22 protein-coding genes are annotated in these 25,088 nt (G+C 70.1%); 11 read left to right on the forward strand and 11 right to left on the reverse strand.

What is annotated here, in order from left to right:
- Positions 1 to 12 precede the first annotated feature (12 nt).
- The 3 genes from corA to ACN28C_RS04815 form a co-directional block, all read right to left on the reverse strand.
- Positions 13 to 1,065 (reverse strand): magnesium/cobalt transporter CorA, encoded by a 1,053-nt coding sequence (gene corA / locus ACN28C_RS04805; RefSeq protein ID WP_422772370.1) that lies wholly within the window; start codon positions 1,063 to 1,065, stop codon positions 13 to 15.
- 674 nt (positions 1,066 to 1,739) lie between these two features.
- On the reverse strand, positions 1,740 to 2,834 hold the full coding sequence (locus ACN28C_RS04810; RefSeq protein ID WP_422772371.1) for a PLP-dependent aminotransferase family protein: 1,095 nt from the start codon (positions 2,832 to 2,834) through the stop codon (positions 1,740 to 1,742).
- Between the two features lie 188 nt (positions 2,835 to 3,022).
- Complete coding sequence (locus ACN28C_RS04815; protein WP_422772372.1) at positions 3,023 to 3,415, reverse strand: cyclic nucleotide-binding/CBS domain-containing protein; 393 nt, start codon at positions 3,413 to 3,415, stop codon at positions 3,023 to 3,025.
- A 121-nt stretch (positions 3,416 to 3,536) separates the two neighbouring features.
- Here ACN28C_RS04815 and ACN28C_RS04820 point away from each other — a divergent pair, with 121 nt between their 5' ends.
- From ACN28C_RS04820 to ACN28C_RS04835, 4 genes are all read left to right on the forward strand, one after another.
- Positions 3,537 to 3,983, forward strand: a complete 447-nt coding sequence (locus ACN28C_RS04820) for an NUDIX hydrolase (protein ID WP_422772373.1) — start codon at positions 3,537 to 3,539, stop codon at positions 3,981 to 3,983.
- Positions 3,984 to 4,201: 218 nt separating this feature from the next.
- Positions 4,202 to 4,933 (forward strand): sugar phosphate nucleotidyltransferase, encoded by a 732-nt coding sequence (locus ACN28C_RS04825; RefSeq protein ID WP_422772374.1) that lies wholly within the window; start codon positions 4,202 to 4,204, stop codon positions 4,931 to 4,933.
- Positions 4,921 to 5,988 (forward strand): iron-containing alcohol dehydrogenase family protein, encoded by a 1,068-nt coding sequence (locus ACN28C_RS04830; RefSeq protein WP_422772375.1) that lies wholly within the window; start codon positions 4,921 to 4,923, stop codon positions 5,986 to 5,988. The genes ACN28C_RS04825 and ACN28C_RS04830 overlap by 13 nt, the downstream gene beginning before the upstream one ends.
- Positions 5,972 to 6,691: a CDP-alcohol phosphatidyltransferase family protein gene (locus ACN28C_RS04835; RefSeq protein ID WP_422774526.1), complete on the forward strand. Its 720-nt coding sequence runs from the start codon at positions 5,972 to 5,974 to the stop codon at positions 6,689 to 6,691. The genes ACN28C_RS04830 and ACN28C_RS04835 overlap by 17 nt, the downstream gene beginning before the upstream one ends.
- A 69-nt stretch (positions 6,692 to 6,760) precedes the next feature.
- Here the strand turns inward: ACN28C_RS04835 and ACN28C_RS04840 are convergent, their stop codons facing one another.
- On the reverse strand, positions 6,761 to 7,924 hold the full coding sequence (locus ACN28C_RS04840) for a glycosyltransferase family 4 protein (RefSeq protein ID WP_422772376.1): 1,164 nt from the start codon (positions 7,922 to 7,924) through the stop codon (positions 6,761 to 6,763).
- A gap of 84 nt (positions 7,925 to 8,008) precedes the next feature.
- Here ACN28C_RS04840 and ACN28C_RS04845 point away from each other — a divergent pair, with 84 nt between their 5' ends.
- The 4 genes from ACN28C_RS04845 (at position 8,009) to ACN28C_RS04860 (ending at position 12,945) form a co-directional block, all read left to right on the forward strand.
- A complete protein-coding gene (locus ACN28C_RS04845; protein WP_422772377.1) occupies positions 8,009 to 8,869 on the forward strand; it encodes an Fpg/Nei family DNA glycosylase in 861 nt (286 codons plus the stop codon).
- Between the two features lie 452 nt (positions 8,870 to 9,321).
- The gene (locus ACN28C_RS04850) at positions 9,322 to 10,890 is read left to right on the forward strand and encodes a sugar transferase (protein WP_422772378.1); all 1,569 of its coding nucleotides are present in this window, start codon (positions 9,322 to 9,324) and stop codon (positions 10,888 to 10,890) included.
- Between the two features lie 110 nt (positions 10,891 to 11,000).
- Complete coding sequence (locus ACN28C_RS04855; protein ID WP_422774527.1) at positions 11,001 to 12,179, forward strand: sensor histidine kinase; 1,179 nt, start codon at positions 11,001 to 11,003, stop codon at positions 12,177 to 12,179.
- 10 nt (positions 12,180 to 12,189) lie between these two features.
- Positions 12,190 to 12,945, forward strand: a complete 756-nt coding sequence (locus tag ACN28C_RS04860; RefSeq protein WP_421496359.1) for a LytR/AlgR family response regulator transcription factor — start codon at positions 12,190 to 12,192, stop codon at positions 12,943 to 12,945.
- A gap of 102 nt (positions 12,946 to 13,047) precedes the next feature.
- On the opposite strand, the gene ACN28C_RS04865 is transcribed toward ACN28C_RS04860, so the two are convergent.
- The 6 genes from ACN28C_RS04865 to ACN28C_RS04890 all read right to left on the reverse strand — a co-directional run bounded on the left by ACN28C_RS04865 (position 13,048) and on the right by ACN28C_RS04890 (position 20,927).
- The gene (locus tag ACN28C_RS04865; RefSeq protein ID WP_422772379.1) at positions 13,048 to 14,154 is read right to left on the reverse strand and encodes a GNAT family N-acetyltransferase; all 1,107 of its coding nucleotides are present in this window, start codon (positions 14,152 to 14,154) and stop codon (positions 13,048 to 13,050) included.
- 20 nt (positions 14,155 to 14,174) lie between these two features.
- Positions 14,175 to 15,473, reverse strand: a complete 1,299-nt coding sequence (locus tag ACN28C_RS04870; RefSeq protein WP_422772380.1) for an ATP-grasp domain-containing protein — start codon at positions 15,471 to 15,473, stop codon at positions 14,175 to 14,177.
- Between the two features lie 7 nt (positions 15,474 to 15,480).
- Positions 15,481 to 16,602 carry a hypothetical protein gene (locus ACN28C_RS04875; RefSeq protein WP_422772381.1) on the reverse strand — a complete coding sequence of 374 codons (1,122 nt, stop codon included), beginning with the start codon at positions 16,600 to 16,602 and terminating at the stop codon, positions 15,481 to 15,483.
- On the reverse strand, positions 16,587 to 17,351 hold the full coding sequence (locus ACN28C_RS04880; protein ID WP_422772382.1) for a hypothetical protein: 765 nt from the start codon (positions 17,349 to 17,351) through the stop codon (positions 16,587 to 16,589). Before ACN28C_RS04880 ends, ACN28C_RS04875 begins: the two co-directional genes overlap by 16 nt.
- A gap of 461 nt (positions 17,352 to 17,812) precedes the next feature.
- Positions 17,813 to 19,759 carry an ATP-binding cassette domain-containing protein gene (locus tag ACN28C_RS04885; protein ID WP_422774528.1) on the reverse strand — a complete coding sequence of 649 codons (1,947 nt, stop codon included), beginning with the start codon at positions 19,757 to 19,759 and terminating at the stop codon, positions 17,813 to 17,815.
- A 304-nt stretch (positions 19,760 to 20,063) separates the two neighbouring features.
- Entirely contained in the window at positions 20,064 to 20,927 is an 864-nt protein-coding gene (locus ACN28C_RS04890; protein ID WP_422772383.1) for an oxidoreductase, read from the reverse strand.
- 99 nt (positions 20,928 to 21,026) lie between these two features.
- Between ACN28C_RS04890 and ACN28C_RS04895 the strand changes: the two genes are divergently transcribed.
- Both ACN28C_RS04895 and ACN28C_RS04900 read left to right on the forward strand, forming a co-directional pair.
- Positions 21,027 to 21,626: a TetR/AcrR family transcriptional regulator gene (locus ACN28C_RS04895; RefSeq protein WP_422772384.1), complete on the forward strand. Its 600-nt coding sequence runs from the start codon at positions 21,027 to 21,029 to the stop codon at positions 21,624 to 21,626.
- A 556-nt stretch (positions 21,627 to 22,182) separates the two neighbouring features.
- Positions 22,183 to 22,893 (forward strand): VOC family protein, encoded by a 711-nt coding sequence (locus tag ACN28C_RS04900; RefSeq protein WP_422772385.1) that lies wholly within the window; start codon positions 22,183 to 22,185, stop codon positions 22,891 to 22,893.
- 66 nt (positions 22,894 to 22,959) lie between these two features.
- Here the strand turns inward: ACN28C_RS04900 and ACN28C_RS04905 are convergent, their stop codons facing one another.
- The gene (locus tag ACN28C_RS04905; RefSeq protein ID WP_422772386.1) at positions 22,960 to 23,082 is read right to left on the reverse strand and encodes a hypothetical protein; all 123 of its coding nucleotides are present in this window, start codon (positions 23,080 to 23,082) and stop codon (positions 22,960 to 22,962) included.
- A 165-nt stretch (positions 23,083 to 23,247) separates the two neighbouring features.
- Here ACN28C_RS04905 and ACN28C_RS04910 point away from each other — a divergent pair, with 165 nt between their 5' ends.
- Positions 23,248 to 24,366 carry an IS630 family transposase gene (locus ACN28C_RS04910; protein ID WP_422771730.1) on the forward strand — a complete coding sequence of 373 codons (1,119 nt, stop codon included), beginning with the start codon at positions 23,248 to 23,250 and terminating at the stop codon, positions 24,364 to 24,366.
- Positions 24,367 to 25,088: the final 722 nt, after the last annotated feature.

Below are 25,088 nucleotides of genomic sequence, written 5' to 3' on the forward strand. Positions count from 1 at the left end.
GTGGCGCTCAGATCAGAGCCAGCGGTTGCGCCGGAACCAGCGGTAGAGCCCGAGTGAGATCACCAGCATCAGTGCGAGCACGACCGGATAGCCGTACTTCCATCCGGTTTCCGGCATGAAGTCGAAGTTCATCCCGTAGATCCCGGCGATCGCGGTCCAGACCGCAGCGATGGCGGCCCAGGCGGCGATCTTGCGCATGTCGTTGTTCTGGTCGACGGTGACCTGGGCCAGCCGGGCCTGGAGGATGGAGTTGAGCAGGTCGTCGTAGGAGTTGACCTGCTCAACCGTGCGGGCCAGGTGGTCCTGCACGTCGCGGAAGTACTTCCGGATCTCTTTCGGAACCTCCCGGTTGACCTGCGCTGTCAACGTCATCATCGGGCGCTGCAGCGGGACGACCGCCCGCTTGAACTCGACCAGTTCCCGCTTCATCTGGTAGATCCGCTGGATCCGGCCGTGCGCCTGCCGGGCGAAGACCTCCGCCTCCAGCACGTCCAGGTCGTCGCCGACCCGGTCGGTGACCTCCAGGTAGATGTCGACCACCCGGTCCATCACGGCGTACGCCACCGCCCAGGGACCCTGGCGGAGGATTTCCTGCCGGGCCTCCAGCTCGGACCGGACCGGCGCCAGCCGGCAGGCGTCCCCGTGCCGGACGGTGACCACGAAGTTCGGCCCGATAAAGAGCATCATCTGGCCGGTCTCGATCACCTCGGAGGTCTCGGTCAGCTCGCCGTGCCGGACATACCGGACGGTACGCAGCACCAGGAAGTCGACCTCGCCGAAGCGCTCCAGCTTGGGCCGCTGCTCCGCCTTGACGGCGTCCTCGACGGCCAGCTCGTGCAGTCCGTACGCCGCCGCGATGCCGGCCATCTCCGCCTCGCTGGGCTCGTGCACGCCCAGCCAGACGAGGGCGCCGGGCTGCTTCCGCGCCGCCTCCAGCGCCTCGGCGTAACCCACCTGCTCCGACTGCCGGACGCCGTCGACGTAGAGCCCGCAGTCGACCACGCCCTGGCCCTCCGGCCGGGAGTTCTCCGGGCTCCGCTCCTGGCCGACCTCGGTGTTCAGCATCCGGGTCACTGCCGCCCGCACCGGTGCCGCCCACGCCCGGGGTCTCGGGCGGCCGTTCCCGCTGACCACCACTCGATCGGAATCGACTTGATCGGGCATCGCCACCGCCCCCCTTCGGCCTGCGTTCGGGTGCGCGTTGCAGCGTACGCCGCCGGCGCTCGCCTGCGGACATGTCGCAGGTCACGTCCGGTGTGGTGCCGGACGGAAGTGCCCGCTGGCCGGGAACGAGACGAGGGTGGCCGGGAACGAGACGAGGGTGGCCGGGAACGCAAGGGGGTCGCCGGGACCGCGAGGAGGGTGTCGTGCCGTCACCGGTGGGAGGCCCCCGGAGCTGCCCGCAGAGGGTGGCGCCGGGTGGACCGTCCACGTCGGGGGGTGAGGTGCGGACGGCCCACCCGGCACCCTGGGGGGCGGGGGTATGGCTCCGGGCGCGCCAGCCGCAGCCTGATGCGTGCCCGCCGTCCGGACGCGGGACGGGGGCGTAGCCGCGAATGACGCTCGCAGCATTGTGGGCCGGCTACCGGCGCGTAGGAAGCCCCGAATCGACCGTCAGCCATCATTGTCAGATATCCGACAGAATATTGCCAAGGAACGGCCGCGCCTGCCGTGCACGCAGCCGTTCCTGGTCGTCCGCTACCAGAGCGCCGTTCCCTCCAGGCGCTTCTCCGGCACTCCTACCGGCGCACCGCCTGGATCGCGTCGGCGAGCCGGCGCACTCCCTCGTCGATCTGGTCGACCGTCACCCCGGAGTACGCCAGCCGCAGCGCGTGCTGACCGCCCTCCACCAGGAAGTCGCTGCCCTTCACCACGGTGACGCCCCGCTCGGCCGCCGCCGGTGCCAGCCGGTCCACGTGCACGTTCTGCGGCAGCTCGACCCAGAGGAAGTAGCCGCCGTTCGGCTCGGTGAACCGGGCCTCGGGGATGTGCGTGCGCAGCGCCGTGGCCAGGGCGGCGGCCCGGTCGCCGAGGGCGCTGCTGACGGTGGCGATGGAGCGCTCAAGGTCACCGTTGAGGCAGAACTGGTGCACGATGGCCTGGGCCACCATCCCGGGCGAGATGTAGAGGTTCGTCGCCTCCCTGGCGATGTCGGCGATCAGCGGCGCCGGCCCGACCAGGTAGCCGACCCGGACTCCCGGGCAGACCGTCTTGGTGAAGCTGGAGGCGTGCACCACGCTGCCCCGCCGGTCGAGGGAGAGCATCGACGGCAGCGGTTCGCCCCGGAACCGGACGTCCGCGTACGGGTCGTCCTCGAAGATCGTGAAGTCGTACTCGGCGGCGAGGTCGAGCAGGGCCTGCCGCTTCTCCAGCGACAGGGTCACCCCGGCCGGGTTCTGGAAGTTGGGGATGATGTGCGCCAGCTTCGGGCGTACCCCCGACTCGAGCAGCTTGCCCAGCTCGTCGGTGTCGACACCGTCCGGCTGGATGGTGACCGGGTGCAGCTCACCGCCGGAGCGTTGCAGGTTCAGCAGGGTGCGGTCGTAGGTCGGCCGCTCCACCACGACCGGGTCGCCGGGGCGCACGAGGTGCTGGAAGAGGAAGGCGTCGGCCTGGAGGGATCCGTTGGTGACCAGGACCTGGTCGACGTCGACCCCGTGTTTGTCGGCGATCCACGTCCGCAGGGGCGGGTAACCGACGGACGTCCCGTACCCGGTGACGCCGGCCGGGTCGGCGTCGAAGGCGCGTCCGGCCGCGGCCTTCAGCCCTTCGATGTCGACGATGTCCAGCGACGGCGCCCCACGGGCGAAGGAGATCAGCTGCTCGACAGTCATGACTACCCAGCGTACGGGCGCTGCCAGCGTCCCGGGCGGAGGCACGACAATGTCCGTATCTTGGGCGGGCGAAACCGACCGCCGGGCGATTCCCCCCGGCTGGTGCCGATCTCGTGGACCCCCGAGAGCGCCGGAGGCCGCCGGTCAGATCAGGAGGCGACGCCGGTCAGATCAGGAGGCGACGCCGGTCAGATCGAGGCGGCCGCCGGGGTGCCCACCCAGACGCGGACGATGTCCCGGACCGAGATCATTCCGACCACCTCGCCGTCCTCCATCACCACCAGGTGCCGGAAGCCGCCCCGGGACATCGCCTCGGCCGCCTCGTGCACCGTCCAGTCCGGCCCGGCGTAGACCACGTCCCAGGTCAGGTGTGCGGCGGCCCGCTCCGCGTCGACGTCGAGGCCGGCACCGACCGCCTTGAGGACGTCGCGCTCGGTCATGATGCCGACGCCCTCGGAATCGGGATCGACGACGACGGCGGAGCCGACGCCCCGCTCGGACATCATCGCGGCGGCCTGGCGCAGCGTGTGGTCGGGGCCGACCATCAGGACACTGCCGGACATCGCCTCACGTACCAGCATCACACATCACATCCTTGGGACGAGGAGACCGGTCAGGGACAGACTGGACGCTTCCCCCGCGGAGTACAAGCGACGTACGAGCGGCGATGTGGGCCGCAGTCCGGGTGGCTAGTCTCGACGCGTGTCCACAGAGCCCCTACGCTGCGCCGGAGCCCTGATCGTCGACGAGGGCCGAATCTTCATCCAGCGACGGTCGCCCCACCGGAAGCTCTTTCCCGACACCTGGGACATCGTCGGAGGTCACGTCGAGCCGGGGGAGACCGTCGAGGAGGCGCTTCTCCGCGAGGTCACCGAGGAGACCGGCTGGACCGTCTCGCTGGTGCTGGGCACCGTCGGCGAATACCGCTACACCCCCGACGACGGGATCGAGCGGATCGAGACGGACTTCCTGGTCCGGGTCGAGGGCGACCTGACCCGTCCCCGGCTGGAGCCGGGCAAGCACACCGAGTTCCGCTGGCTCGCCGAGGACGAGGTGGCGCTCCTCGACGAGCACCGCGACGTCAACGACGGCCTGATCCGGCGGATCGCGGAGGACGGCTTCCGCGCCCTGCACCTGATCGGCCTCTGAACGACCCGGTCCCGATCGGCCTCTGAACGACCCGGGCTCCGCTCGCCCCGCACCAGGCCGACGCGCTCCCGGTCCGTTACCGCCGCTGACGGGCGCTTTCCTCCCCTTCACGAATGGCGACGTCGGCCGGGGTTGGTCCGCCGTTCGCCGGGAATTCGTCTACCGGACACCCGGCGCTATCCTCCCTGCGTTGGACGTGTCGCGAGGAAGGACCCGGGATGATCGGTGTGGTACTGGCCGCGGGGGCAGGTCGCCGGCTGCGGCCGTACACGGACACCCTGCCCAAGGCGCTCGTTCCGGTCGACGGCGAGACGACGATCCTCGACATCGCGCTGCGCAACCTGGCCGAGGTCGGGCTGACCGACGTGACAGTGGTGGTCGGCTACGCCGCCGGGGCGGTACGGGAGCGGCAGTCCGCCCTCCAGGCCCGGTACGGCGTGACCCTCAGCCTGGTGCCGAACGACCGGGCCGAGGAGTGGAACAACGCGTACTCGCTCTGGCTGGCCCGGGAGCACTTCGCCCAGGGAGCGCTGCTGGTCAACGGCGACACCGTGCACCCGGTCGACGTGGAGCGCACCCTGCTCGCCCGGCGCGGTCCCGGGATCCTGCTCGCGGTCGACACCGTCAAGAAGCTCGCCGACGAGGAGATGAAGACGGTCTTCGACGACTCCGGCCAGCTCACCCGGATCAGCAAGCAGCTGGACCCGGCGCGGGCGTACGGGGAGTACATCGGCGCCACCCTCATCGAACCCCGGGTCGCGGGCGAGCTGGCCGACGCGCTGGAGGCGACCTGGCGGCGCGACCCGCACCTCTACTACGAGGACGGCTACCAGGAGTTCGCGGATCGCGGCGGCGAGGTGCGGGCGGCCCCGATCGGTGACCTGCCCTGGGTGGAGGTCGACAACCACGACGACCTGATCCGAGCCCGGGAGATCGCATGCCACTACTGACCCGTACCGTCAACACCCCGCTCGCCATCGACGTGCGTCGGGGCGCGATCGCGGACCTCGGCGCGCTCCTGGCCGACCGGCGCATCTCCGGCGGCGGCGAGGTGGCGGTGGTGGTCGGTCCGGGGCAGGGCGAGCGGATCGCCGAGCTCTGCCGGCCCGGCCTCGGCAACGCCGACGTCTTCACCGTCGCCGGCGGCAGCATCGACGCCGCCCTGGAGCTGGGTGAGCGGCTGCGCTGCCGCTCCTACGACGCGGTGGTCGGGATCGGCGGCGGCCGGACGATCGACACCGCCAAGTACGCCGCCTCCCGGTACGCCATCCCGATGGTGAGCGTGGCGACCAGCCTCGCCAACGACGGGATCGCCTCCCCGGTCGCCTCCCTGGACCACGACGGCGGCAAGGGCTCCTACGGCGTGCAGATCCCGATCGCCGTCGTGGTCGACCTGGACTTCGTGGAGAACGGTCCGGACCGGCAGACCCAGGCCGGGATCGGCGACGCGCTGAGCAACCTCAACGCGGTCGCGGACTGGGAGCTGGCCCACCGGGTACGCGCCGAGCCGATCGACGGGCTCGCCGTGACGCTCGCCCGGACCGGGGCGGAGGCGCTGGTCAACCACCCTGGCAAGATCACTGACGACGGCTTCCTCACCGCGCTCGCCGAGGCGCTGATCCTCGGTGGACTCGCCATGTCGGTAAGCGGCTCCAGCCGGCCGGCCAGCGGCGGCTGCCACGAGATCTCGCACGCGCTCGACGAGCTCCACCCGGGCACCGCCTCGCACGGCGAGCAGGTCGGGCTCGGCGCGCTCTTCTGCACCTACCTCCGGGGCGACCTGGAGCGGTTCGGCCAGCTCGCCTCCTGCCTGCACCGGCACGGCCTGGCCACCACCCCGGCCGAGCTGGGGCTCGGCGACGACGACTTCGTCGCCGCCGTGCACCACGCCCCGCGTACCCGGCCGGACCGGTACACGATTCTCGAAGACCTCGACCTGTCTCCTGCCGAGATTGGTGAACGGCTGGCAAACTACAGCAATGCAATCCATGAACATCTCGGTTGATTTGGTGTCCCCGCCCAGCACCGCCGACTTCTACCGGGTCAACCGGGGCGGCGGCCTCTTCAGTGAGGCGGTCAGCCAGCGGTTCGGCGCCGCCCTCGCCATGGCCGCGCACCGCACGGGACTGCCACCCACGGCGCTGACCATGGCCAACCTGGTGCTCGGGCTGGCGGTCTCGGTGACCGTGGTGACCCTGGCCGGGCCGGTGGCCGCCGGGGACGTACCGGCCTGGGCGGTCGGGCTGGCCGCGCTGCTGGGATGGCAGCTCGCGTACGCCCTGGACTGCGCGGACGGGCAGCTCGCCCGGGTCACCGGCCAGGGCAGCCCAGCCGGCGCCCGGGTGGACGTGCTCTGCGACGTGGCCGCCCAGATCGCGTTGGTCACCGCGCTCTCGGCGACGGCGGTGGCGCAGCGGCCCTCGGCACCGATCTGGCTGGTCGCGGCGTTCGCCGGCACCTGGATGGTCAACCTGGTCACCTCGGTGATGGCGGCCGGCCCGAACGCGGCCAGCATGGTCACCTCGACCTCGCTGCCGGTCCGGCTGGTCAAGCTGATCCGGGACTACGGCGCGGTGATCTTCCTGGCCGGGCTGGTGCTGACCGTCGTCCCCGGGTGGACCACCTGGCTGATCGCGGCGTTCACCCTCGTCAACGGCGGATTCCTGCTCGCCAGCATCGCCTTCTCCGCCCGCGCCTCGCTGCGCTGAGGTGTAAGGAAGGGCCCCCGCTTATCGTTTTCTGTTGTAGAAGGGCCCCCGCCTAACACGCCCAACACCTCAGAGCTGGGCGTAGACGTCGAGCAGTTGCTTCGTGACGACGTCGGGGTGGAAGGTGCGCTCGTAGCGGGCGCGGGCGAGCGGCGCGACGGTGGCCGCGGTGTCCCGGGCGCTCGGCAGGGCGGCGGCCAGGGCGGCGGGGTCGGGCGCGACGAGCCAGCCCGCCAGCCCGGCCGGGTCGTCGGCGCCGACCAGGTACGGGATGCCGCCGAGCGCCGTACCCAGCACCGGGCGGCCGGCGGCCAGCGCCTCGATCACCACCGTTGGCAGCACGTCGTGCCAGGTCGGCACGGCCAGCACCACGGCGGTGGAGCGGAGCGCCGCCGCCACCCCGGGCCGGTCGAGCGGGCCGAGAAACTCGACGTCGGCCCGGTGCGCGGCGGCCTCCTCGGCCAGCGGGCGCAGCTCGCCGTCCCCGGCGATCCGCAGCGGCCCGAGCGAGCCGACCGGATGGCGGCGCCAGGCGTCGAGGAGCAGCCCGACCCCCTTCTCCGGGGAGAGCCGGCCGAAGAAGAGGAAGCCCTCGCCGAGCGGTGGCGGTGGACCCGGATCCGGGATGGCGTTCGGCTTGACCACGATCCGCTCCGCCGGGATGCCGTAGTCGCGCAGGTGCGCGGCAATGCCGGAGGTGAGCGCGATGTAGCGGTCCACCGAGCGCCAGGTCGGCCGGTGTACGGCCAGCGTCGTCGCCATCAGCGCGCTCTGTGCCCGGGAGCCCCGGTAGCAGCGGTGCACGATCGCCGGCACCCCGAGCGCCCGGCCCCGGCAGTCCTGGCAGATCCGCCCGTCCCGGAAGTAGAGCCCGGAGGAGCAGACCTGGCGGTAGTTGTGCACCGTCTGCACCACCGGCACCCCGTGCCGGTGCGCGGTCCGGACCACCCAGGGCGAGAGCAGGGGGTACGGGTTGTGCAGGTGCAGGACGTCCGGCCGGTGCTCGGTGATCAGCCGGCTCAGCTCCTGCTGGGCCCGGGGCGCGTAGATCGGTGAGATCGGCAGCAGCGCCTTGGCGGTCGGGGAGAGGTCGGCGATCTCGTCGGAACTGCGCAGGAAGGGGTGCACCGTCACCCCGGCCGCGCGGAGCTGGCCGATCTCCTGGTCGACGATGGTGTTCTCGCCGGACGGCTGCGCCTCGCGGTAGCGGTTGTGCGCGACGATGACCTGCACGCCCGTCTCCTCCTCCGATCCCGGTCGCTCTTCCGGGCGGGCGCGTCCGGCGCGTCCGCGGGATTGAACGCTACCGTTAACTCCGTGCCCGAGTTACCTGAGGTGGAGGCGCTCGCCGGCTACCTGCGCGAGCGGGCGGTCGGCCGGCGGGTCGACCGGGTCGAGGTGGCGGCGATCAGCGCCCTGAAGACGTATGATCCGGCACCCTCGGCGGCAGCCGGCCGGGAGGTCGTGGCCGCCCGTCGACACGGCAAGTTTCTCGACGTGGAGTTCGCCGGGGAGCTGCACCTGGTGGTGCACCTGGCTCGGGCCGGCTGGCTGCACTACCGGGAGGCGTTTCCCTCCGCCGCGCCGCTCAAGCCCGGCAAGGGCCCGATCGCCCTGCGGGTACGCCTCGACGACGGGTCCGGTTTCGACCTGACCGAGGCCGGTACGCAGAAGAAGCTCGCCGCGTACCTGGTGACCGATCCGGCGCAGGTGCCGGGGGTGGCCCGGCTCGGGCCGGACGCACTCGCCGCCGACCTGACGACCTTCGGCGCACGGCTGCGCGGCCGGCGTGGCCAGGTCAAGGGGGTGCTGACCGACCAGGAGGTGCTGGCCGGGGTCGGCAACGCCTACTCCGACGAGATCCTGCACACTGCGAAGCTGTCGCCGTTCGCGCTGACCAACCGGCTCACCGACGAGCAGGTGGCGACGCTGCACGAGGCGACCCGGCAGGTGCTCGGGGACGCCGTGCAGCGGTCGCTGGGCCAGCGGGCGGCGGAGCTGAAGGGCGAGAAGCGGGCCGGGTTGCGCGTGCACGCCCGGACCGGGCTGCCCTGTCCGGTCTGTGGCGACACGATCCGTGAGGTGTCGTTCGCCGACTCCAGCCTGCAGTACTGTCCGAAATGTCAGACCGGCGGCAAGCCGCTCGCCGATCGCCGGCTCTCCCGGCTGGTGCGCTGAGTACCGAGGCCCGTCCCAACCCGGCACGGTCGGCTTCGCGTCCTGCACGGTCGGCTTCGCGTCCTGCGCGCTCGGCTTCGCGTCCTGCGCGCTCGGCTTCGCGTCCTGCGCGCTCGGCTTCGCGTCCTGCGCGCTCGGCTTCGCTTCTTGCGCGGTCGTGTTTGGATGTTGAGCGATCGTGCTTGTACGTTGGGTGATCCCGGCTCCTACACCGGGTCGAAAACGCCCAGTGGGCAAGAAACCGGCCGCCACCGGGCTCTACCGCCAACCTCTTCCGTCGGTATAGTGACCCGGTCTGCGACTCCGCTGTGGGCGGCCCGGCTTCTGCCGGCGGGCGGGCGGCGTACTGTCCCTCGGGTCGGCGTCCCCGTAGGGCCTGCATGGGAGAGACTGAGACGGTGGGCGACCCGAGCCCTTACGGCAGATGGGCGGCACGTGTCACGCGGGAGGACGTGGGTGAGGTGACGACAAGCCTCCAGCGCCCGGTAGGCAACGGCCGACCGAGTACTCTGCGTCACGTCGACAGCTTCGAGATCCAGCCACCGACCGCGCCGCAGCCGAACGGCGTACCCCGTTCGGCGTGGGCGCGGGCGCGCCGGCGGGTCTCCCGCTGGCACCGCCCCTACATCGCGATCCTGCTGCTGCTGGACTTCGGTGCGGCGGTGCTGGCGAGCTGGCTCGCCATCTGGTGGTTCGACCAGGCGGCGGCCGGCTTCACCGACGCGGACACCGACCCCACCTGGTTCCACACCGTCGCCTACCTGCTGTTGCCGCTCGGCTGGCTGATCGTGCTCTGGGGCAACGGCGCCTACGACCGCCGCTACCTGGGGCTCGGCACCGACGAGTTCAAGCGGGTCACCCGGGCCGGGGTCGCGGTCGCGGCCAGCGTCTCCTTCCTCGCCTTCGCCACCAAGACCGACCTGTCGCGATACACGGTCGGCACCGCGCTGCTCGGCGCGATGCTGATGATCCTGATCGCCCGCTCGAGCGCCCGGCTGGTCCTGCACACGGTGCGACGCCGGGGCAGCCAGGCCGCGCAGCGGATCGTGCTGGTCGGCACCCTGCCGGAGGCCCTGGAGGTCTACACGGCGATCAGCCGGGTGCCGGCGGCCGGCCTCACCCCGGTGGCGATCCACCTCACCGACGGTTACGCCGCCGCCCGGGGCATCGAGACCCCGATCCCGGTCTACGCCGGCCGGGACATCCTCTCCCTGGTCCGGGAGGTCGGCGGCGACACCATCGCCGTCTGCGGCTCGGCCAGCACCGAGCCCGGCGAGCTGCGCCGGCTGGCCTGGCAACTGGAGGGCTCCGGCGTCGACCTGATCGTGGCACCGCAGCTCACGGACATCGCCGGTCCCCGGGTGCACATCCGGCCGATCGAGGGCCTGCCGCTGCTGCACGTCGAGGAGCCGACGCTCTCCGGGCCGGCCCTGCTGGCCAAGAACCTGCTCGACCGGGTCGCCGCCGGGCTGGGGCTGCTGCTGCTGGTCCCGCTCTTCGTGGCTGTCGCGATCTCGATCCGGATCTCCGACCCCGGGCCGGTCTTCTTCCGGCAGCCCCGGGTCGGTCACGAGGGCCGGACGTTCCGGGTCTGGAAGTTCCGGACCATGTACGTCGACGCCGAGCAGCGGCTCGCGAGCCTGGTCGACCAGAACGAGACCGACGGCATGCTGTTCAAGATCAAAAAGGATCCCCGGGTCTTCCCGGCCGGCCGGTTCCTCCGGGCCAGCTCGCTCGACGAGCTGCCCCAGCTGATCAACGTGCTCTGGGGCGAGATGTCCCTGGTCGGTCCCCGCCCGCTCCCCGCCGACGACGGCGACTTCCTCGGCGACGTGCGACGCCGGCTGCTGGTTCGGCCCGGCATCACCGGACTGTGGCAGGTCTCCGGCCGCTCCGACCTCTCCTGGGACGAGGCGGTCCGGCTGGATCTCTACTACGTCGACAACTGGTCGCTGGCCTACGACCTGAGCATCCTCTGGCGCACCGTCGGGGTGGTGCTGGCCCGCAAGGGCGCATACTGAGCCATCCGGGGCGTATCCGGGCTGATCGGTGGCTTGGCGAACCGGCCGGAAACCGGCAGGATCTCTGCGTGGGGTGGCCGAACCTCTCCACGGCGGTCGCCGTGGTGGCGATGATCAGTGCGCTGGGCGCCGCGCTCTTCGCCGTCGTCCGGCTGCGCGCCCGGCGGGGCATCGCCACCGCCACCCAGCGGGCCACCTACGACGTGCTGCACACCGCCGGGCTGGCCGCCGAGCCACTGCGGGCCGGGCTCACCCCGGCGAGCGCCGCCAAGGCGGTACGCCACCTGCGTACCCTGGTCGGCTCCGCCGGCCTGGCCCTGGCCGACCAGGAGCGGCTGCTCGCCATCGACGGCCGGGGCGGCCACCACGCCGACCAGTTCCTGGTCGCCGCCGCCGGCGCCGTCAAGGCCCGCCGCTCGACCGTGCTCGGCGAGTCGGAGTTGCGCTGCGACCGGGTCGACTGCCCGGTCCGGGGCGCGGTGATCGCCCCGCTCACCGGCCCGGACGGCCGGGCGGCCGCAGCACTGGTGGCGATCGCCGACGACCAGCCGGCACCCGGTCTGGTGCAGGCCGCCCTGGAGACCGCGCACTGGGCCGGCGCCCAGCTCGCCCTCGCCGAGCTCGACTCCTCCCGGGAGCGGCTCGCCCGGGCCGAGGTACGCGCGCTGCGCGCCCAGATCAGCCCGCACTTCATCTACAACGCCCTGACGGCGATCGGCTCGTTCGTCCGGACCGACCCGGAGCGGGCCCGGGAGCTGATCCTGGAGTTCGCCGAGTTCACCCGCTACTCGTTCCGGGCGCACGGCGAGTTCACCACCCTCGCCGAGGAGCTGCGGTCGATCGACCGCTACCTGACCATCGAGCGGGCCCGGTTCGGCGACCGGCTCCAGGTGAAGCTTCAGATCGCCCCGGAGGTGCTGCCGGTCAGCCTGCCGTTCCTCTGCCTCCAGCCGCTGGTCGAGAACGCCGTCCGACACGGGTTGTCCCGCAAGCCGGGGCCGGGAATGCTCAGCATCGAGGCCCAGGACGCGGGCGCAGAATGCTACATAACGGTCGAGGACGACGGCGTCGGGATGGATCCGGCAGTGCTGGTCGCCGGCATCGCCGAGGTCGCCGCCGACCCGGTCGAGGACTCTGGCCAGCACGTCGGTCTCTCCAACGTGGACGAGAGGCTCCGGTCGGTCTTCGGCGACCAGTTCGGCCTGGTCGTCGAGACCGGCCTCGGATCGGGTACGAAGGTGAGCATGCGGATACCGAAGTTCCACCGACACGTCCGGGCGAGCGCATGAGGGCTGACCCGTGACCGGCTTCCTGCGGGTCCTGGCCGTCGACGACGAGCCTCCGGCGCTCGACGAGCTCGCGTACCACCTGCGGGCCGATCCACGGGTGTCCCGACTGCACACCGCCGGGGACGCCACCGAGGCGCTGCGGGTGCTCCGGGACGCCGACGTCGACGTGGTCTTCCTCGACATCCGGATGCCGGGACTGGACGGGATGGAACTGGCCCGGGTGCTGCGGCGGTTCGCCCGGCCTCCGGCGATCGTCTTCGTCACGGCGTACGACGACGGGGCGGTGGACGCCTTCGACCTCGGCGCGACCGACTACGTGCGCAAACCGGTGCGGGCCGAGCGGCTCGCCGAGTCGCTGCGCCGGGTGGTCGGCTCCCGGGTGGTGCCGACCCATCCGGCAGCACTGGCCAGGGCCGAACCCGACCCGACGATCCCGGTCGAGCTGGCCGGCACCACCCGGATGCTGCCCCGCTCGGCCGTACGCTGGGTCGAGGCGCAGGGCGACTACGCCCGACTGCACACCGCCGACGGCTCACACCTGGTCCGGGTGCCGCTGGCCACCCTCGCCGAACGGTGGGCGGACGCCGGGTTCGTCCGCATCCACCGGTCGTACCTCGTGCAGCTGCGGCTCATCGCCGAGCTGCGGCTCGCCAACTCCGGTTACGTGGTGGTGATCGACGAGGCGGAGCTGCCGGTCAGCCGCCGGCACACCCGGGAACTCAAGGACAAGCTGGTCCGGGCCGCGAAGCAGGACTGGAACCGCTGACCCGGCAACGCCGGCTTGAGCGAGGGTCAAGAGCCTGGACTCCAGCAACGGCCTCGAGCAGGGTGTCTATGGCTTGGCCGGCCCGACGGAGGGCACGCGCGGTCATTGCGGCACTCCTGCGATCGCGACTGACAACTCCGCATCGGTGCGCCGCAGCAGTTCAGCAAGGGCGGGCGGCGCACCCGGCGGCAGTGCGGCACGTAGCGGGACGAGCCGACCACCACGCCGAAGCTTTGCCTCCCAGGTTGCCGGCCCCAGCACGATCCGGGACAGGCCGAGTCGGTAAGCCAACTCGACGGTCGCGTAGTACGTCAGGTTGAAGTAGGCCGTGGATCGTTGCACGTCTTGGCGGTACCGCAGGCCCACCGTCCTGATGACGAGGTCGCTTGGGCCCGAGTAGACGGTCAAGGACCCGACGACCTCATCACCCAGATAGGCCTGGATCACATGCATCCGATCCCCGAAACGCTGGAGATAGGCGGTGTTCGCCGCGACGAAGTATGCCGGATCTGCCGAAAAGCCGTGCCTGCTCTGTAGCTCGGCCTCGAGCGAGGCGATGCCCTCCAACGCGGGCGCTATCTCCTCCCCGCTCAGGGACTCCAGCCGGCCTCCTGCTGCGGCGAACCGTTTGCGTTCGCGCTTGATCCAATTACGGCGCTGCGCGCCGAAGCCGGCGAGGTAGTCGTCGAAGGAGACGCCCGGCAGGCTGAGCCGGACATTGGCGGAGGAAACCCCGTCACGGTAGCCGCGCTCCCGGAGAACGGCGAGGAGCGCGTCGCCGTCGGGCGGCACGTGCGCGAAGCCCAGGTGAGCCTCGCGTCGCGCCGCCTCCCGCTCCAGTTCGGAGACCAGTTGGTGCAGCGCGGCGGGGGCGCGTTCGCCGATCGGTACGGTGTGGTAGCCGGGCGCGGCGACGATGAGATGCGGCACTGCCGCCTGTCTCGCCGCGGCGACAAGCGCCGGGTCGGCCTGGAGCGCAAGCGACACACCGGCGCAGACATCGACCAGGTTCATATTGCGCCAGCCGTACGGCTGGGTCACCATCCGGAACGGCAGCAGGGCGCGTTCGGTGGCGAGGTAGCCGGCGCCGTCGCCAGGCCAACGAGGCAGCGCCAGCCAATCCCGCTCTTCGAGAACCGAGGCGCTGTGACCGTGCGGCCACAGCGCTTCGGGGGCCTCGTCGATCTCCGGGTAGATCGCAGCACACATCGCTTCGCACTCCGGGGAGGTCAGGGCGCACGTTCCGCGTAGAGCAGGTCAACTCCGGCCCGCAGGATGTGGAGAACCTCGCGTGCGGTCCGCGGGTCGGGCGCGCGGAAGACGACGTGGCCGATCCGCGCCGTACCGGCGGCCCATGGTGACGGAAGAACCCCGTCCGGCTCGACGTACCAGGCGGAGGAGACCTCCTCGCAACCCTCCGGCAGCGCGGGCCGACTGGCTTTTGTCAGGTGCCTGCCGTACGCCTCCGGAGGACACTGCAGAAAGGTGACCGCGGCCGCCGAGCTCCACGAGCGGTTGTCGAGCCCGTCCTCAGGAGGGATCCGCACCCCGCAGGCGACGCGGGCGGCGAGACTCACCACGTCCAAGCCGGTGACCTCGTCGAGGATCGCGGGAATGAAGTCTCCTGCGATGCGGGCGTTCAACTCGATCAGGACCGGACCCCGAGTGGAGATCCGAAATTCCGTGTGCGTGAGCCCGTTGCACATACCCAGCGCATCGTGGGCCCGCTGGAGCAACTCCTGGATCTCGGCCATCCCGTCCGTGCCGAGGCCGGCGGCGGGAAAGACGTGACCCACCTCGTCAAAGAACGGCTCGGCGGTGAGCACCTTCTCGGTCACCCCGATCAGGTGGTAGTGGCCGTCAATCACCACGCCCTCAGCGCTGTACTCCGGTCCGCTGACGTACTCCTCGACCAAGGCGACGGCGGGGATGTTGAACGCCTCGGTGAGCGTCCACAGCTCGCCCCCGAACGGAATGTCCATGTCGGTGTTCAGCGCGCCGGGCAGCGCCTCCAGCAGCTCGGCGTAGCTGTCGAGCCGCAGCACGCCCCGGCTGCCCATTATCGCGGCGGGCTTGAGTACCACAGGAAACTGCCAGGTGCACACGATGCGCGCGTCGGCCGGCCCATACAGGACGCGGTAGCGTGGAACCGGAAGACCGTTCGCTTCCCACGCCACACGCATCCGATCCTTGTGCCGGTACGACTCCGCATCGAACCGCGACAGCCGGGGCAACCCCAGCAACCGGGTGATCGCATCGACTGCCGGTAGCGCCCCTTCGTTGTAGCAGAATGCCCCGGCGAACGGTGCGCGGTCGTGTTCTGCCCGAAGCGTCTCGGCAAGGTAGCCCCAATTGGTCAGGCGGCTGACGATCACACGGTCGAAAAGCTCCTCCGCCCAGACCGCCGAGTTCCACTGCAGGAGCGTCATGCGATATCCGAGCGCGGCGAGACGGCGCAGGATGTACTCCTTGGCGTACTGCTCGCCCTGATCCACGATCAGGAGTCGGGGCGCGGCCTCGTCAGCCATCCCTCTCCTAAAGGTACGTCTCGAAGACCGACTTCGGGCGGTGCTCCCGGTAGTCCCGCAGGAAGCTGCCGAGTCTCCGCACGTCGGGCTGGAGGTACGGGAAGACGCCGAAAGAGCGGTCACCGAACGTGCCGGGGAAGAAGAACCGGATCAACAGGGCGTCCCGTTCGGCATCCAGCCGCCCCCACTGCGCCAGCATCTCGTCGTACGCGGCCCCGTACGGGTCGATCAGCAAACCCTCCGGATTCGGCCGGTCGACGAGTCGTTCGTTCTCAATGCGGTACCGCACCAGCACGTGTTCTTCGACGTTCGAAACATAGAGGGTGGCCAGCGCTTCATCGTGCGTGCGAAGCAGCTCGTTGACCCGGTCGACGGTTTCGGCGGTGCCCACGTTGCCGAGAATGGGGATGATCCGCCCGTCCAAATGCATCTGCCGGACGTAGTCATACCGGTCGCTGTCGGTCAAGAAGTGCAGGTTGACACCCCGGGACGTGCGCGCGCGGATGACCTCCCGCAGGGTCGGAGCCTCGTCAAGGTTCGCCGCGGTGGGTGCATCCACGTTGGTAATGTCGAGCTGCCGCCGGAAGAACTCTTCGTACAGGGCTGCGACTCGGGCCTGGTGCATCTCGGTCAGTGGCCAACGGCCACTCAACTCGGTGGTGAGCCACTTGAGATTGGCATCGAACAGCTCGGCGGAGGCGGGGCCCGCCTCGACGGCCGAGATCAGGAAGTCAGGCCCCTGGCCCGGGGATGGCGCACCGATCTGCCGGGAGAGCAGCGTCGCCAGGTATTCCACAGGGTTGGTGGCACGCTCCATGATCAGCTTGAAGATGAGGTGTAACAGCACGTTGTCGAGCCGGCTGTCAACTATGACCGCGCACCTCGGACGCAAGGCTCCGACATACGTGAGGTTCTGACATGGCCCCACGCCGACGTAGCCGCCCGTAGTGCCGGTCGGCCAGCATCGGGTCAGCACGTCGTTGTACGCGAGTTCGTTGGTGACGAAACAATCCAGCCGGTAGTTGCTCGGCTCCACCGCGGTATGCAGTGACCGCCTGACCGCATCATCGAATGCAGGGTGTGGCATTCCGGTCCTCTCGGTGGCGTGGACGATCACAACGGTCGACATCCGTCAGGACCCGCTGGCCCGAGGTCCACCAGGGAACACACCCGGCGGGCGGCGCCCGCGACACGCAGTTCCGCCTCGGTGGTCCAGAGCAGTTCTGCACGCTCGTTCACCCGGAGCTCGGGACTGAGCGCGTCGAAGACTTCCTTCGTGATGATCACCGTGCAGGGCGACCCGGTGTCGTTCGCCAACTTCGCCGCGGTGTTCGTGCAGCGTCCCTGCCAGATCGCGCCGGTCATTCCAGCCGTTTCGACGCGGAGCACGTACATGCGGCCGATGTCCACCCCGATGCCAGCGTCGAACACCAGTTCCTCGGACCGGGGCCGGTTCGTCCGCCGCAATAACTGGGAGAGCGTCGGGCGCAGCGAGTCCACAAGATAACGCCTGATCCTTATCGCCACCTGCACAGCCCGGTCGGCGCGGCGGTCGCCGGCAAGGATGATGAGCGCTGCGTCGCCGTGCATGTCGCACACCCTGCCGCCGTATTGCTCAGCGATAAGCGCTGCGCCCTGGACGAGCGCGCCAAGCAGTCGCGCCGCAGCTTGCCGACCGACAACATTCGCGATGACCGACGACTTGCGTACATCGAAGTAGACGCAGGCGGCCTCGAGTTCGATCGCTTCCGGCTCGGCGGCAACCTCTTGCAGGCTGGGCACGTCGGCATAGCGTCGAGTGCTCGACGCCACGCGGAGTTTGTCGAGGAACATTCCCTGCAAGGGCCGCGACGGGCCTTCGAGCTCGACGGACGTCACCCGGGTCCCGACGCCAAGCTTCGGGACGTTCCTGCCGCCTTCAGCATGAGGCGATGGGGCAACGGCTCTCGGATCGTCGAATGCCGGTCTTCCCTGACCATCCTGCTGGTCACACAGAGAGGTCATGACTGTCGCCATGGTATCGATAGAGGACGTTGCGACCACTCACCCCGTTGGACGATCATGGCCGCCACCCTAGCGGGTTCCATCGATACGGATCAAGGATGAACTCCGTCTGCCGACGAGATGAACTCCGTCTGCTGGCAAGCCGTTCTCGTCGGGTGCGGCCGCGTCTCGTTTCCACCCGCGAGTCTCCACACACGAGCAGGACCTGGGTGCGATAGCGGGCGGCGCTACACCTGCTCGGTGTGGGCGGTGACGGCGGCATTGGCGATCTCGGCCGCGATGGTGCGGGCGACCTCACCGTCAGCCCGACGGTCGGGTGGGCAGTCGTCTCAGGGTCAGGCGGAGATCGCCGGCCGCGACAGCGGCGTGGACAGGGTCGGCGTGCTGTGGTAGCCGGCGGCCTGCAGGGTGAAGAGCTCGGCGTAGCGACCGCCGGTGGCCACGAGGTCGTCGTGGCTGCCCGCCTCCACGAGACGACCGTGGTGCAGTACGTAGATCCGGTCGGCGTGCCGGACGTTGGCGAGCCGGTGGGTGATCAGGATCGTGGTGGCCCGGCCCTGCCGGTCCCGGATGGCCTGGAAAAGGGCGTCCTCGGCGCGCGGGTCGAGCGCGGAGGAGGGCTCGTCCATGATCAGCAGCTCCGCGTCGCGGAGGAGGCCACGGGCGGCGGTGATCCGCTGCCACTGCCCGCCGGAGAGGTCCTGGCCGTTGGCGAAGGTGCGGTCCAGCAGCGTTTCGTACCCGTACGGCAGCTCCCGGATCATGTCGTGAGCCGCCGCACGGGCGGCGGCGGCCTCGATCCGGTCCTTCCGTGGTTCGCCCCCGATGTCGCCGATGGCAATGTTGGTCGCGGCCGTGAACGGCCACTTGTGGTACTCCTGCGTGACGACCGCGATGCGTGCCCGCAGGCCGTCGACATCCCACTCCTCCAGCGGGCGGTCGTTCCAGCAAATCCTCCCCTCGCTGGGCGTACGCAGAGTGGCGATCATCGCGGCGAGCGTCGACTTGCCGGAGCCGTTCTCGCCGACGAACGCCACCGTCTGACCGGCGCGGATCGTCAGGCTCACCCGGTCGACGGCCGGATCGTCCCGGTCGGGGTAGCAGAGGCTGACCTCCTCGACCCTGATCTCACGCAACCGCTCGGGGGCGGGGACGGAGGCGGAGGCGGGGACGGAGGCGGGGACGGAGGCGGGGACGGAGGCGGGGACGGAGGTGGCCGGGCCGCCGGTCTCGTCGGGCAGGTAGGCAGCGGCGCGCGTCATGAATCCGGTGTAGTCCCGGAAGTGCTGCCCCTCCGTGTAGACCCGGTCGACCTGGAAGGTGGCGACGGCGAGGGAACGCTGGGCGGACTGGACCGCGACGACGCAGGTCGCGGCGGCGGCGAGCGGAATCTGTCCGTTGATCAGCAGCAGCCCGAGCAGTACGTAGACCACGGCGGTGGCCCCGCCGCCGATCATGGCCCCGACGGTGGTGGTCGTGGTGACCCGCCGGGCCAGGGCGAGCTGGATGTCGGTCTCCACCCCCATCACCCGGTCGTACTGGTCCAACAGGAACCGGCGCAGCCCGTAGGAGCGCAGCTCGGGGGCGGAGTCCCGTTCGGCCATCAACCGGTGCAGCAGCCACAACCGCCGTCGCCGCACCGAACCGGCCGCGTAGGTCCGGTAGCGCAGGTGGCCGGCGCGGAGCGAAGCCCAGGCGTTCGGCACGGTCGCCACCAACAGCGCGAGCAGCAGCAACGGGTGGATCACGACGACGGCGACCGCCACCGCCAGTAGCCCGGTCAGGCCGGCGAGCAGGTTCATCGACGACTGCACCAGCCCGGCCGTGGCCTCCGCTCCCCGGGAGGCCCGTTCCATGTCGTCGGCGAACGCGTCGGCGTCGAACGCCTCCAGCCGGACCGCCGTGGTCACCTCGAAGAGGCCCCGCTCCACCTCCCGGTCCACCTTCGGCGTCAGCCCGTTCTGCGCGTACCCCATGGCGCTGGCCATCCCGGCCCGCAGCGCCGTCACCGCGGCCAGCACCGTCAGGGCCGGCAGCGCCGCGACCACCTTGTCCGCGGTGGGACCGCCGGCGAAGAGCTCCACCAGCACCCGTTGCGTCGCGAGAAGCCCGAACGCCGACATCACCCCCGCGCCCACCGTCATCGCCGCCACCACCGAGGTACGAGCCCGGTCGGCGCGCCAGCTGAGCCGGAACGCGGCCCAGACCAGTCGGGGCAGCTCGACGAAGACGGCGAAGAGACCGGCCTCGGCCCGGGCCCGTACCCCGGTTTCCCACCACATCGCCCGCAGCTCCGGCAGGACCGACTCCTCGGGACGGTCCGGCTCCACTTCTCCGGTACGACCACCGGGACCCGCACCGCCGGGGTTGCCAGTCTCCCGCATGGTCGTGGGCATGCTCTCGGCCATCGACGTACCTCCCGGGGATCACCAAGCCCAGTCTGGTGGTCACGGTGGCCGATCACGTGCGGGCACCGCGCCAGGCATGGCGCTCAGTATCACCCCTGGCACCGACAGTCATTGCAACGATATGGTCGGTTGTCGCGTTATCTCTATCGATCGCCGTATTGCGGCCACCAGGCGGGAGTCACCTGACGCTGCCGGCCAGCGGGAAGGTGACACCGGTGAGCCGCTCGGAAACCGTCCACAAGCGGCGCGCGAGGTCGCCGTCGCGAGCGCTCGCCGAACGGCCGACGAGCTTGGGTGTGCCGCGCATCTGCAGGAGGCCGCGCGGGCCGGCGTAGCTGTTGCCCGGGATGTCCGCCACCGCCGCGTAGAGGGTCGGCAGCGCGCCGTCGTCGTCGCTCTGGGCGAGCAGGTGCACGATCCTCCGCTGGATAGCCTCGATCCGGGGCCGCCTGCCGGGCAGACGCAGGAGGTTGGTGGACGCCAGGCCGGGATGCGCGGCGGTGGCGCGGATGGGCGAGCCGACCTCGGTGAGCCGGCGTTGCAGTTCGGCGGTGAACAGCAGGTTGGCGAGCTTCGACTGCCCGTACGCCGCCGTCGCCCGGTATGGCCGGCGCTCCCAGTTGAGATCGTCGAAGTCGATCGAGCCCATCGCGTGGGAGCCGGAGGAGACGGTCACCACCCGCCGCCTGATCCGTGGCAGGAGCAGATTGGTCAATGCGAAGTGTCCCAGATGATTGGTGCCGAACTGCAGCTCGAAACCGTCGGCGGTGCGGCCCAGTGGCGGGATCATCAGGCCGGCGTTGTTGACGAGCACGTCGACGGGCTCGTCCAGGCCGTCCGCGAACGCGCGGACCGAGGCGAGGTCGGCGAGGTCGAGCTGGCGTACCTCGGTATCCCCGGCCATCGTCGCGGCGGCCTCGCGGCCCTTGTCGAGGTCCCGCACCGCCAGCACGACGCGTGCTCCCCGCACGGCGAGGGCGCGAGCGGCGGCCCGGCCGATGCCGCTGTTCGCGCCGGTGACGACGACGGTTCGGCCGGTCATGGCGGGTATGTCCGCCGCAGAGAATGTAGGCATAGATAACAATGTAGTCGACGACTACAATGTCGGCAACGACAACAGCGTTCCGGTAGGATCCGGTTCGTGCCCGAAGCGACCCAGCGGCCCTACCACCACGGACAACTCCGGTCGGCCCTGCTCGCCGCCGCCGAACGCAGTCTGCGCGCGCACGGCGAGGAGCAGCTCTCCCTGCGCGAACTGGCCCGGGAGATCGGCGTCAGCCACGCGGCACCGCGACGCCACTTCCCGGACCGCCAGGCCCTGCTCGATGCCCTGGCCGAGGCGGGCTTCGAGCGGCTGTACACGCGGCTGCGCGCGGCGTGCACCGAGGCGGGGGACGATTTCCTGCCGCGCCTGCGGGCCACCGTGGCGGCGTACATCCGATTCGCCACCGAAGACGCGGCGCTGCTCGAACTGATGTTCACCAGCAAACACCGGCCGGGCGCCGACCGGCTGGTGGTGGCGGCCGACCCGGCGTTCGACCTGATGTACGACCTGATCAAGCAGGGGCAGGCGGCCGGGGAACTCGTCGAGGGAGACCCCGAACGGGTGGGGGTCGTGCTGTTCGCCACGATGCAGGGCATCGCCACGCTGGTGAACGGCGACATGGTCAAACCGGAGCTGCTCGACGGCCTCGTGGACACGGCGGTCGAGCAGTTCGTGCGGGGAGCACGTCCCGCCTGACGGCAGAGACGGGACGCCGGCCTTCTCTGCCGTCGCAGTCACCGCTGCTGTCGGCGACCACCTGCGCCCATGCGGGACAGGGGCCCGACCACGTCCCGCCACAGCCCTCGCGTCAAGGCCCGATGTCGATCGGTCCCGCCACGCGGCGTCAACCGGTCGATCCGCATCCTGATCATGCCTGTCCAGCCGAGCGCCACACCCCCGGCCGTGGCCACGGCCGCGACAGCGAGCAACGCAACAGTCAGCGGCAGGAGGCGAACAAGCGCCGATGCAAGGACCAACAGACCGAAGAAGAGCCCAACAGCGAGACAGCGGTACGCCCAGACCAGGCTGCGGTAGCCGCCGCTGCGTTGGATCCGCGCAACCGCCCTGTCGAGCTCTGTCCCAGCCACCGCCACCGCCCCCGTCCCGCGCATGACCAGTATGAAGCGGCTTCATTACGGTGCACGGGTCGACTCGCCCCGTCATGTCGACTCGACCCGTCGTGCATCCCGGGTCAGGCCCAGCCGTCAAAACTCGGGTGCGGATGACGCCGGCGCAGTCGTAGAACACAAGGGTGACTTCTCACCTCTTCGCGGTCTGCCTCGTCGCGCGCCAACCGCTGCGACTCGCACGGTTCTGGTCCGGACTGCTGGGCCGGGAGCAGTCCGACGGCGCCACGTTGCAGCCCGACGACGATACCGGGTTCCGGATCCGCTTCGTGCCGACCGACGAGCCGAAGGTCGGCCAGAACCGTGCGCACTTCGAGCTGACAAGTGCCTCCCTGGAGGACCAGCAGCGGACGGTGTCCAGGGCGCTGGAACTCGGCGCACGAAACATCGACGTTGGGCAACGCCCGGAGGAGGGTCACGTGGTGCTCGCCGACCCCGAGGGCAACGAATTCTGCGTCATCGAGCCGGGAAACTCGTTCCTGGCCGGGTGCGGGTTTGTCGGAGCACTCTCCTGCGACGGTACGCGGGAGGTCGGATACTTCTGGAGCAGGGCGCTGGAGTGGCCGCTGGTCTGGGACCAGGAACAGGAGACGGCGATCCAGTCGCCGAAGGGCGGCCCGAAGATCGCCTGGGGTGGTCCACCGCTGATGCCGAAGACCGACGGGGATCGAGTGCTTTTCGACCTCGCCCCGACTGCGGGCGGCGATCAGCAGGCAGAGGTTGAGCGGCTGGTCTCCCTCGGAGCGACACGCATCGACACCGGCCGCGGCGAATCTGGCTCCGTGGCGCTCGCCGACCCCGACGGCAACGAGTTCTGGGTACTGCCGGCCCGTTAGCCTGCCCACACGCACGGACTGATCGAGGCGGCGACGGCCGCCATTCAGTCGTCTCCGACCGGAGACTCACGGCACGAGAAGATCCATGAACGCTTCCTTCAACTCCCGTCGCATGCTCGTCTGGACCGCGCCAGGAGCGCTCGCGCTGACCACGCTCGCCCCGGCCCTGCCCGCCCAGGCCACTGCCACGACCGCTCCTCCCACATCACCGTCGGCCCGGTCGACAAGGACCTAGTGCGTTGTCCATGAACGTTCACCGGATCGGCGACACACCGGGACATGTCCGTCGGTAGTCGTCTTCGAAGCCTCACTCTCAACGGCGGTGATATTGGCTGTTGAGAGTGAGGTGACGGCTTGGCTGAGCCGGTCAGGGCACGGCGGCTGACGCAGGAAGAGGGCCGCAAGCTGCAACAACTGGTCCGCCGGGGTAAGCATGATTCGGTCCGGGTGCGCCGGGCGCTGATCATCATGGCGTCGGCGTCCGGGACACCGGTGCCGGCGATCGCGAACCTGATCGCCGGGCACGAGGACACCGTCCGTGACGTGATCCACGCGTTCAACGAGATCGGTCTTCGCGCACTGGACCCTCAGTGGGCGGGAGGCCGTCCCCGCCTGATCAGTGACGACGACATCGCGTTCATCGTCGCGACGGCCAAGGCCCGCCCGAGCACGCTCGGGCGGCCCTTCACCTGCTGGAGCCTGCGCAAACTCGCCGACTACCTCGCCACCGACGCTGCCCGGACCGTGAACGTAGGCAGGGAACGGCTGCGGCAGATCCTGCGCCGTAACGAGGTCAGCTGGCAGCGGACCCGCACCTGGAAGGAATCCAAGGACCCGGACTTCGATGCCAAACTCGACCGGATCGAGGAAGTGACCACCAGGTTCCCGAACCGGTGTTTCGCCTTCGACCAGTTCGGGCCGCTGTCGATCCGCCCGCACCACGGCCGCGGCTGGGCACGGCGGTCGCATCCGGACCGGCTGCCGGCGACCTACCACCGCACGCACGGCATCCGCTACTTCCACGGCTGTTACAGCCTCGGCGACGACCAGCTCTGGGGTGTGAACCGGCGACGCAAAGGCGCCGATCACACCCTGTCCGCGCTGAAATCGATCCGCAGGACGCGGCCGGACGGCGCACCGATCTACGTCATCCTGGACAACCTGTCGGCGAACAAGACCCCGACGATCCGGGCCTGGGCGGCCCGGAACAAGGTCGAGCTGTGTCTCACGCCGACCAGCGCGTCCTGGGCCAACCCGATCGAGGCGCAGTTCGGACCGCTGCGCACGTTCACCATGGCGAACTCGAACCACCCCAACCACACCGTCCTGACCCGCAAGCTGCAGCAATACCTGCGCTGGCGCAACGCCAACGCCCGCCACCCCGACGTCCTCGCCGCCCAACGCCGCGAACGAGCCCGCGTCCGCAGCGAACGACAACACCGCTGGGGACGGCCCCGGCTCAAGGCCGCCTGACCCACTCAGACCCGGCAAACGTTCATGGACAACGCACTAGACAGCGATGGCGTCGCTGACCTCGTCACTGTCGGCGGTCCGGACACCGGACTCGGATCCGGCGTCTGGTCCGCGCTCGGACTGAAGCTTCGCAACTCGCTGGGGTGCCGGTCCGGGCCGAGGTCAACGGGCCGCGCTCCTGGTCACGGTGCCCGTGGTTGACCGGCGTTCCCCGTGGCTTCCCGGCGCTACGGGGCACGTAGGGGGCACGGGCGGCGGCTGCGTACGTCTGAGCGAGCGGGATCAGCGACGTCCATGACATGCAGCAACAGATCATCAGGTCGCCCGGGGAGCCTCGCACCTAACGAACGCACAGACCCTCCGTGTCGGCCCAGAGCTTGAGGGCCGCTGTGTGCTCTGGTGGGATCTACCTCGCAGAATCCTTGCCGACCTGCCGCGAACGTGTCAGGCTAGCCAGGAGGAGTTTCGTCAGACAAAATGGGGCCGTGGCTAGGCACAAGTACTCGTGGGCACGGGCTGCGACCAAAGCATGGCAGTGCTCGATCTCGATCACAGTACGTGATCGAGCACTGCGGTCAGCACTGCACCTTGGCCGCTGAACCCCCAGACCGCCCCGAACGCCTGTTGTTCCTCGGTGACGACGAGGACGGCGTGGCCCTGGAAGTTATCGCCGTCGAACTGCTGGACGGCACACTAAGAGTGATCCACTCCATGAGCATGCG

The organism is Plantactinospora sp. WMMC1484 (assembly GCF_049315195.1).
Classification (GTDB): Bacteria; Actinomycetota; Actinomycetes; order Mycobacteriales; family Micromonosporaceae; genus Plantactinospora.

What these genes read in the sequence shown, in the direction of transcription:
- corA (WP_422772370.1), bottom strand. Translation starts at nt 1,065, where the DNA reads ATGCTGAACACCGAGGTCGGCCAGGAGCGGAGCCCGGAGAACTCCCGG.
- ACN28C_RS04810 (WP_422772371.1), bottom strand. Translation starts at nt 2,834, where the DNA reads ATGACTGTCGAGCAGCTGATCTCCTTCGCCCGTGGGGCGCCGTCGCTG.
- ACN28C_RS04815 (WP_422772372.1), bottom strand. Translation starts at nt 3,415, where the DNA reads ATGCTGGTACGTGAGGCGATGTCCGGCAGTGTCCTGATGGTCGGCCCC.
- ACN28C_RS04825 (WP_422772374.1), top strand. Translation starts at nt 4,202, where the DNA reads ATGATCGGTGTGGTACTGGCCGCGGGGGCAGGTCGCCGGCTGCGGCCG.
- ACN28C_RS04830 (WP_422772375.1), top strand. Translation starts at nt 4,921, where the DNA reads ATGCCACTACTGACCCGTACCGTCAACACCCCGCTCGCCATCGACGTG.
- ACN28C_RS04835 (WP_422774526.1), top strand. Translation starts at nt 5,972, where the DNA reads ATGAACATCTCGGTTGATTTGGTGTCCCCGCCCAGCACCGCCGACTTC.
- ACN28C_RS04855 (WP_422774527.1), top strand. Translation starts at nt 11,001, where the DNA reads ATGATCAGTGCGCTGGGCGCCGCGCTCTTCGCCGTCGTCCGGCTGCGC.
- ACN28C_RS04865 (WP_422772379.1), bottom strand. Translation starts at nt 14,154, where the DNA reads ATGTGTGCTGCGATCTACCCGGAGATCGACGAGGCCCCCGAAGCGCTG.
- ACN28C_RS04870 (WP_422772380.1), bottom strand. Translation starts at nt 15,473, where the DNA reads ATGGCTGACGAGGCCGCGCCCCGACTCCTGATCGTGGATCAGGGCGAG.
- ACN28C_RS04875 (WP_422772381.1), bottom strand. Translation starts at nt 16,602, where the DNA reads ATGTCGACCGTTGTGATCGTCCACGCCACCGAGAGGACCGGAATGCCA.
- ACN28C_RS04885 (WP_422774528.1), bottom strand. Translation starts at nt 19,759, where the DNA reads ATGTGGTGGGAAACCGGGGTACGGGCCCGGGCCGAGGCCGGTCTCTTC.
- ACN28C_RS04890 (WP_422772383.1), bottom strand. Translation starts at nt 20,927, where the DNA reads ATGACCGGCCGAACCGTCGTCGTCACCGGCGCGAACAGCGGCATCGGC.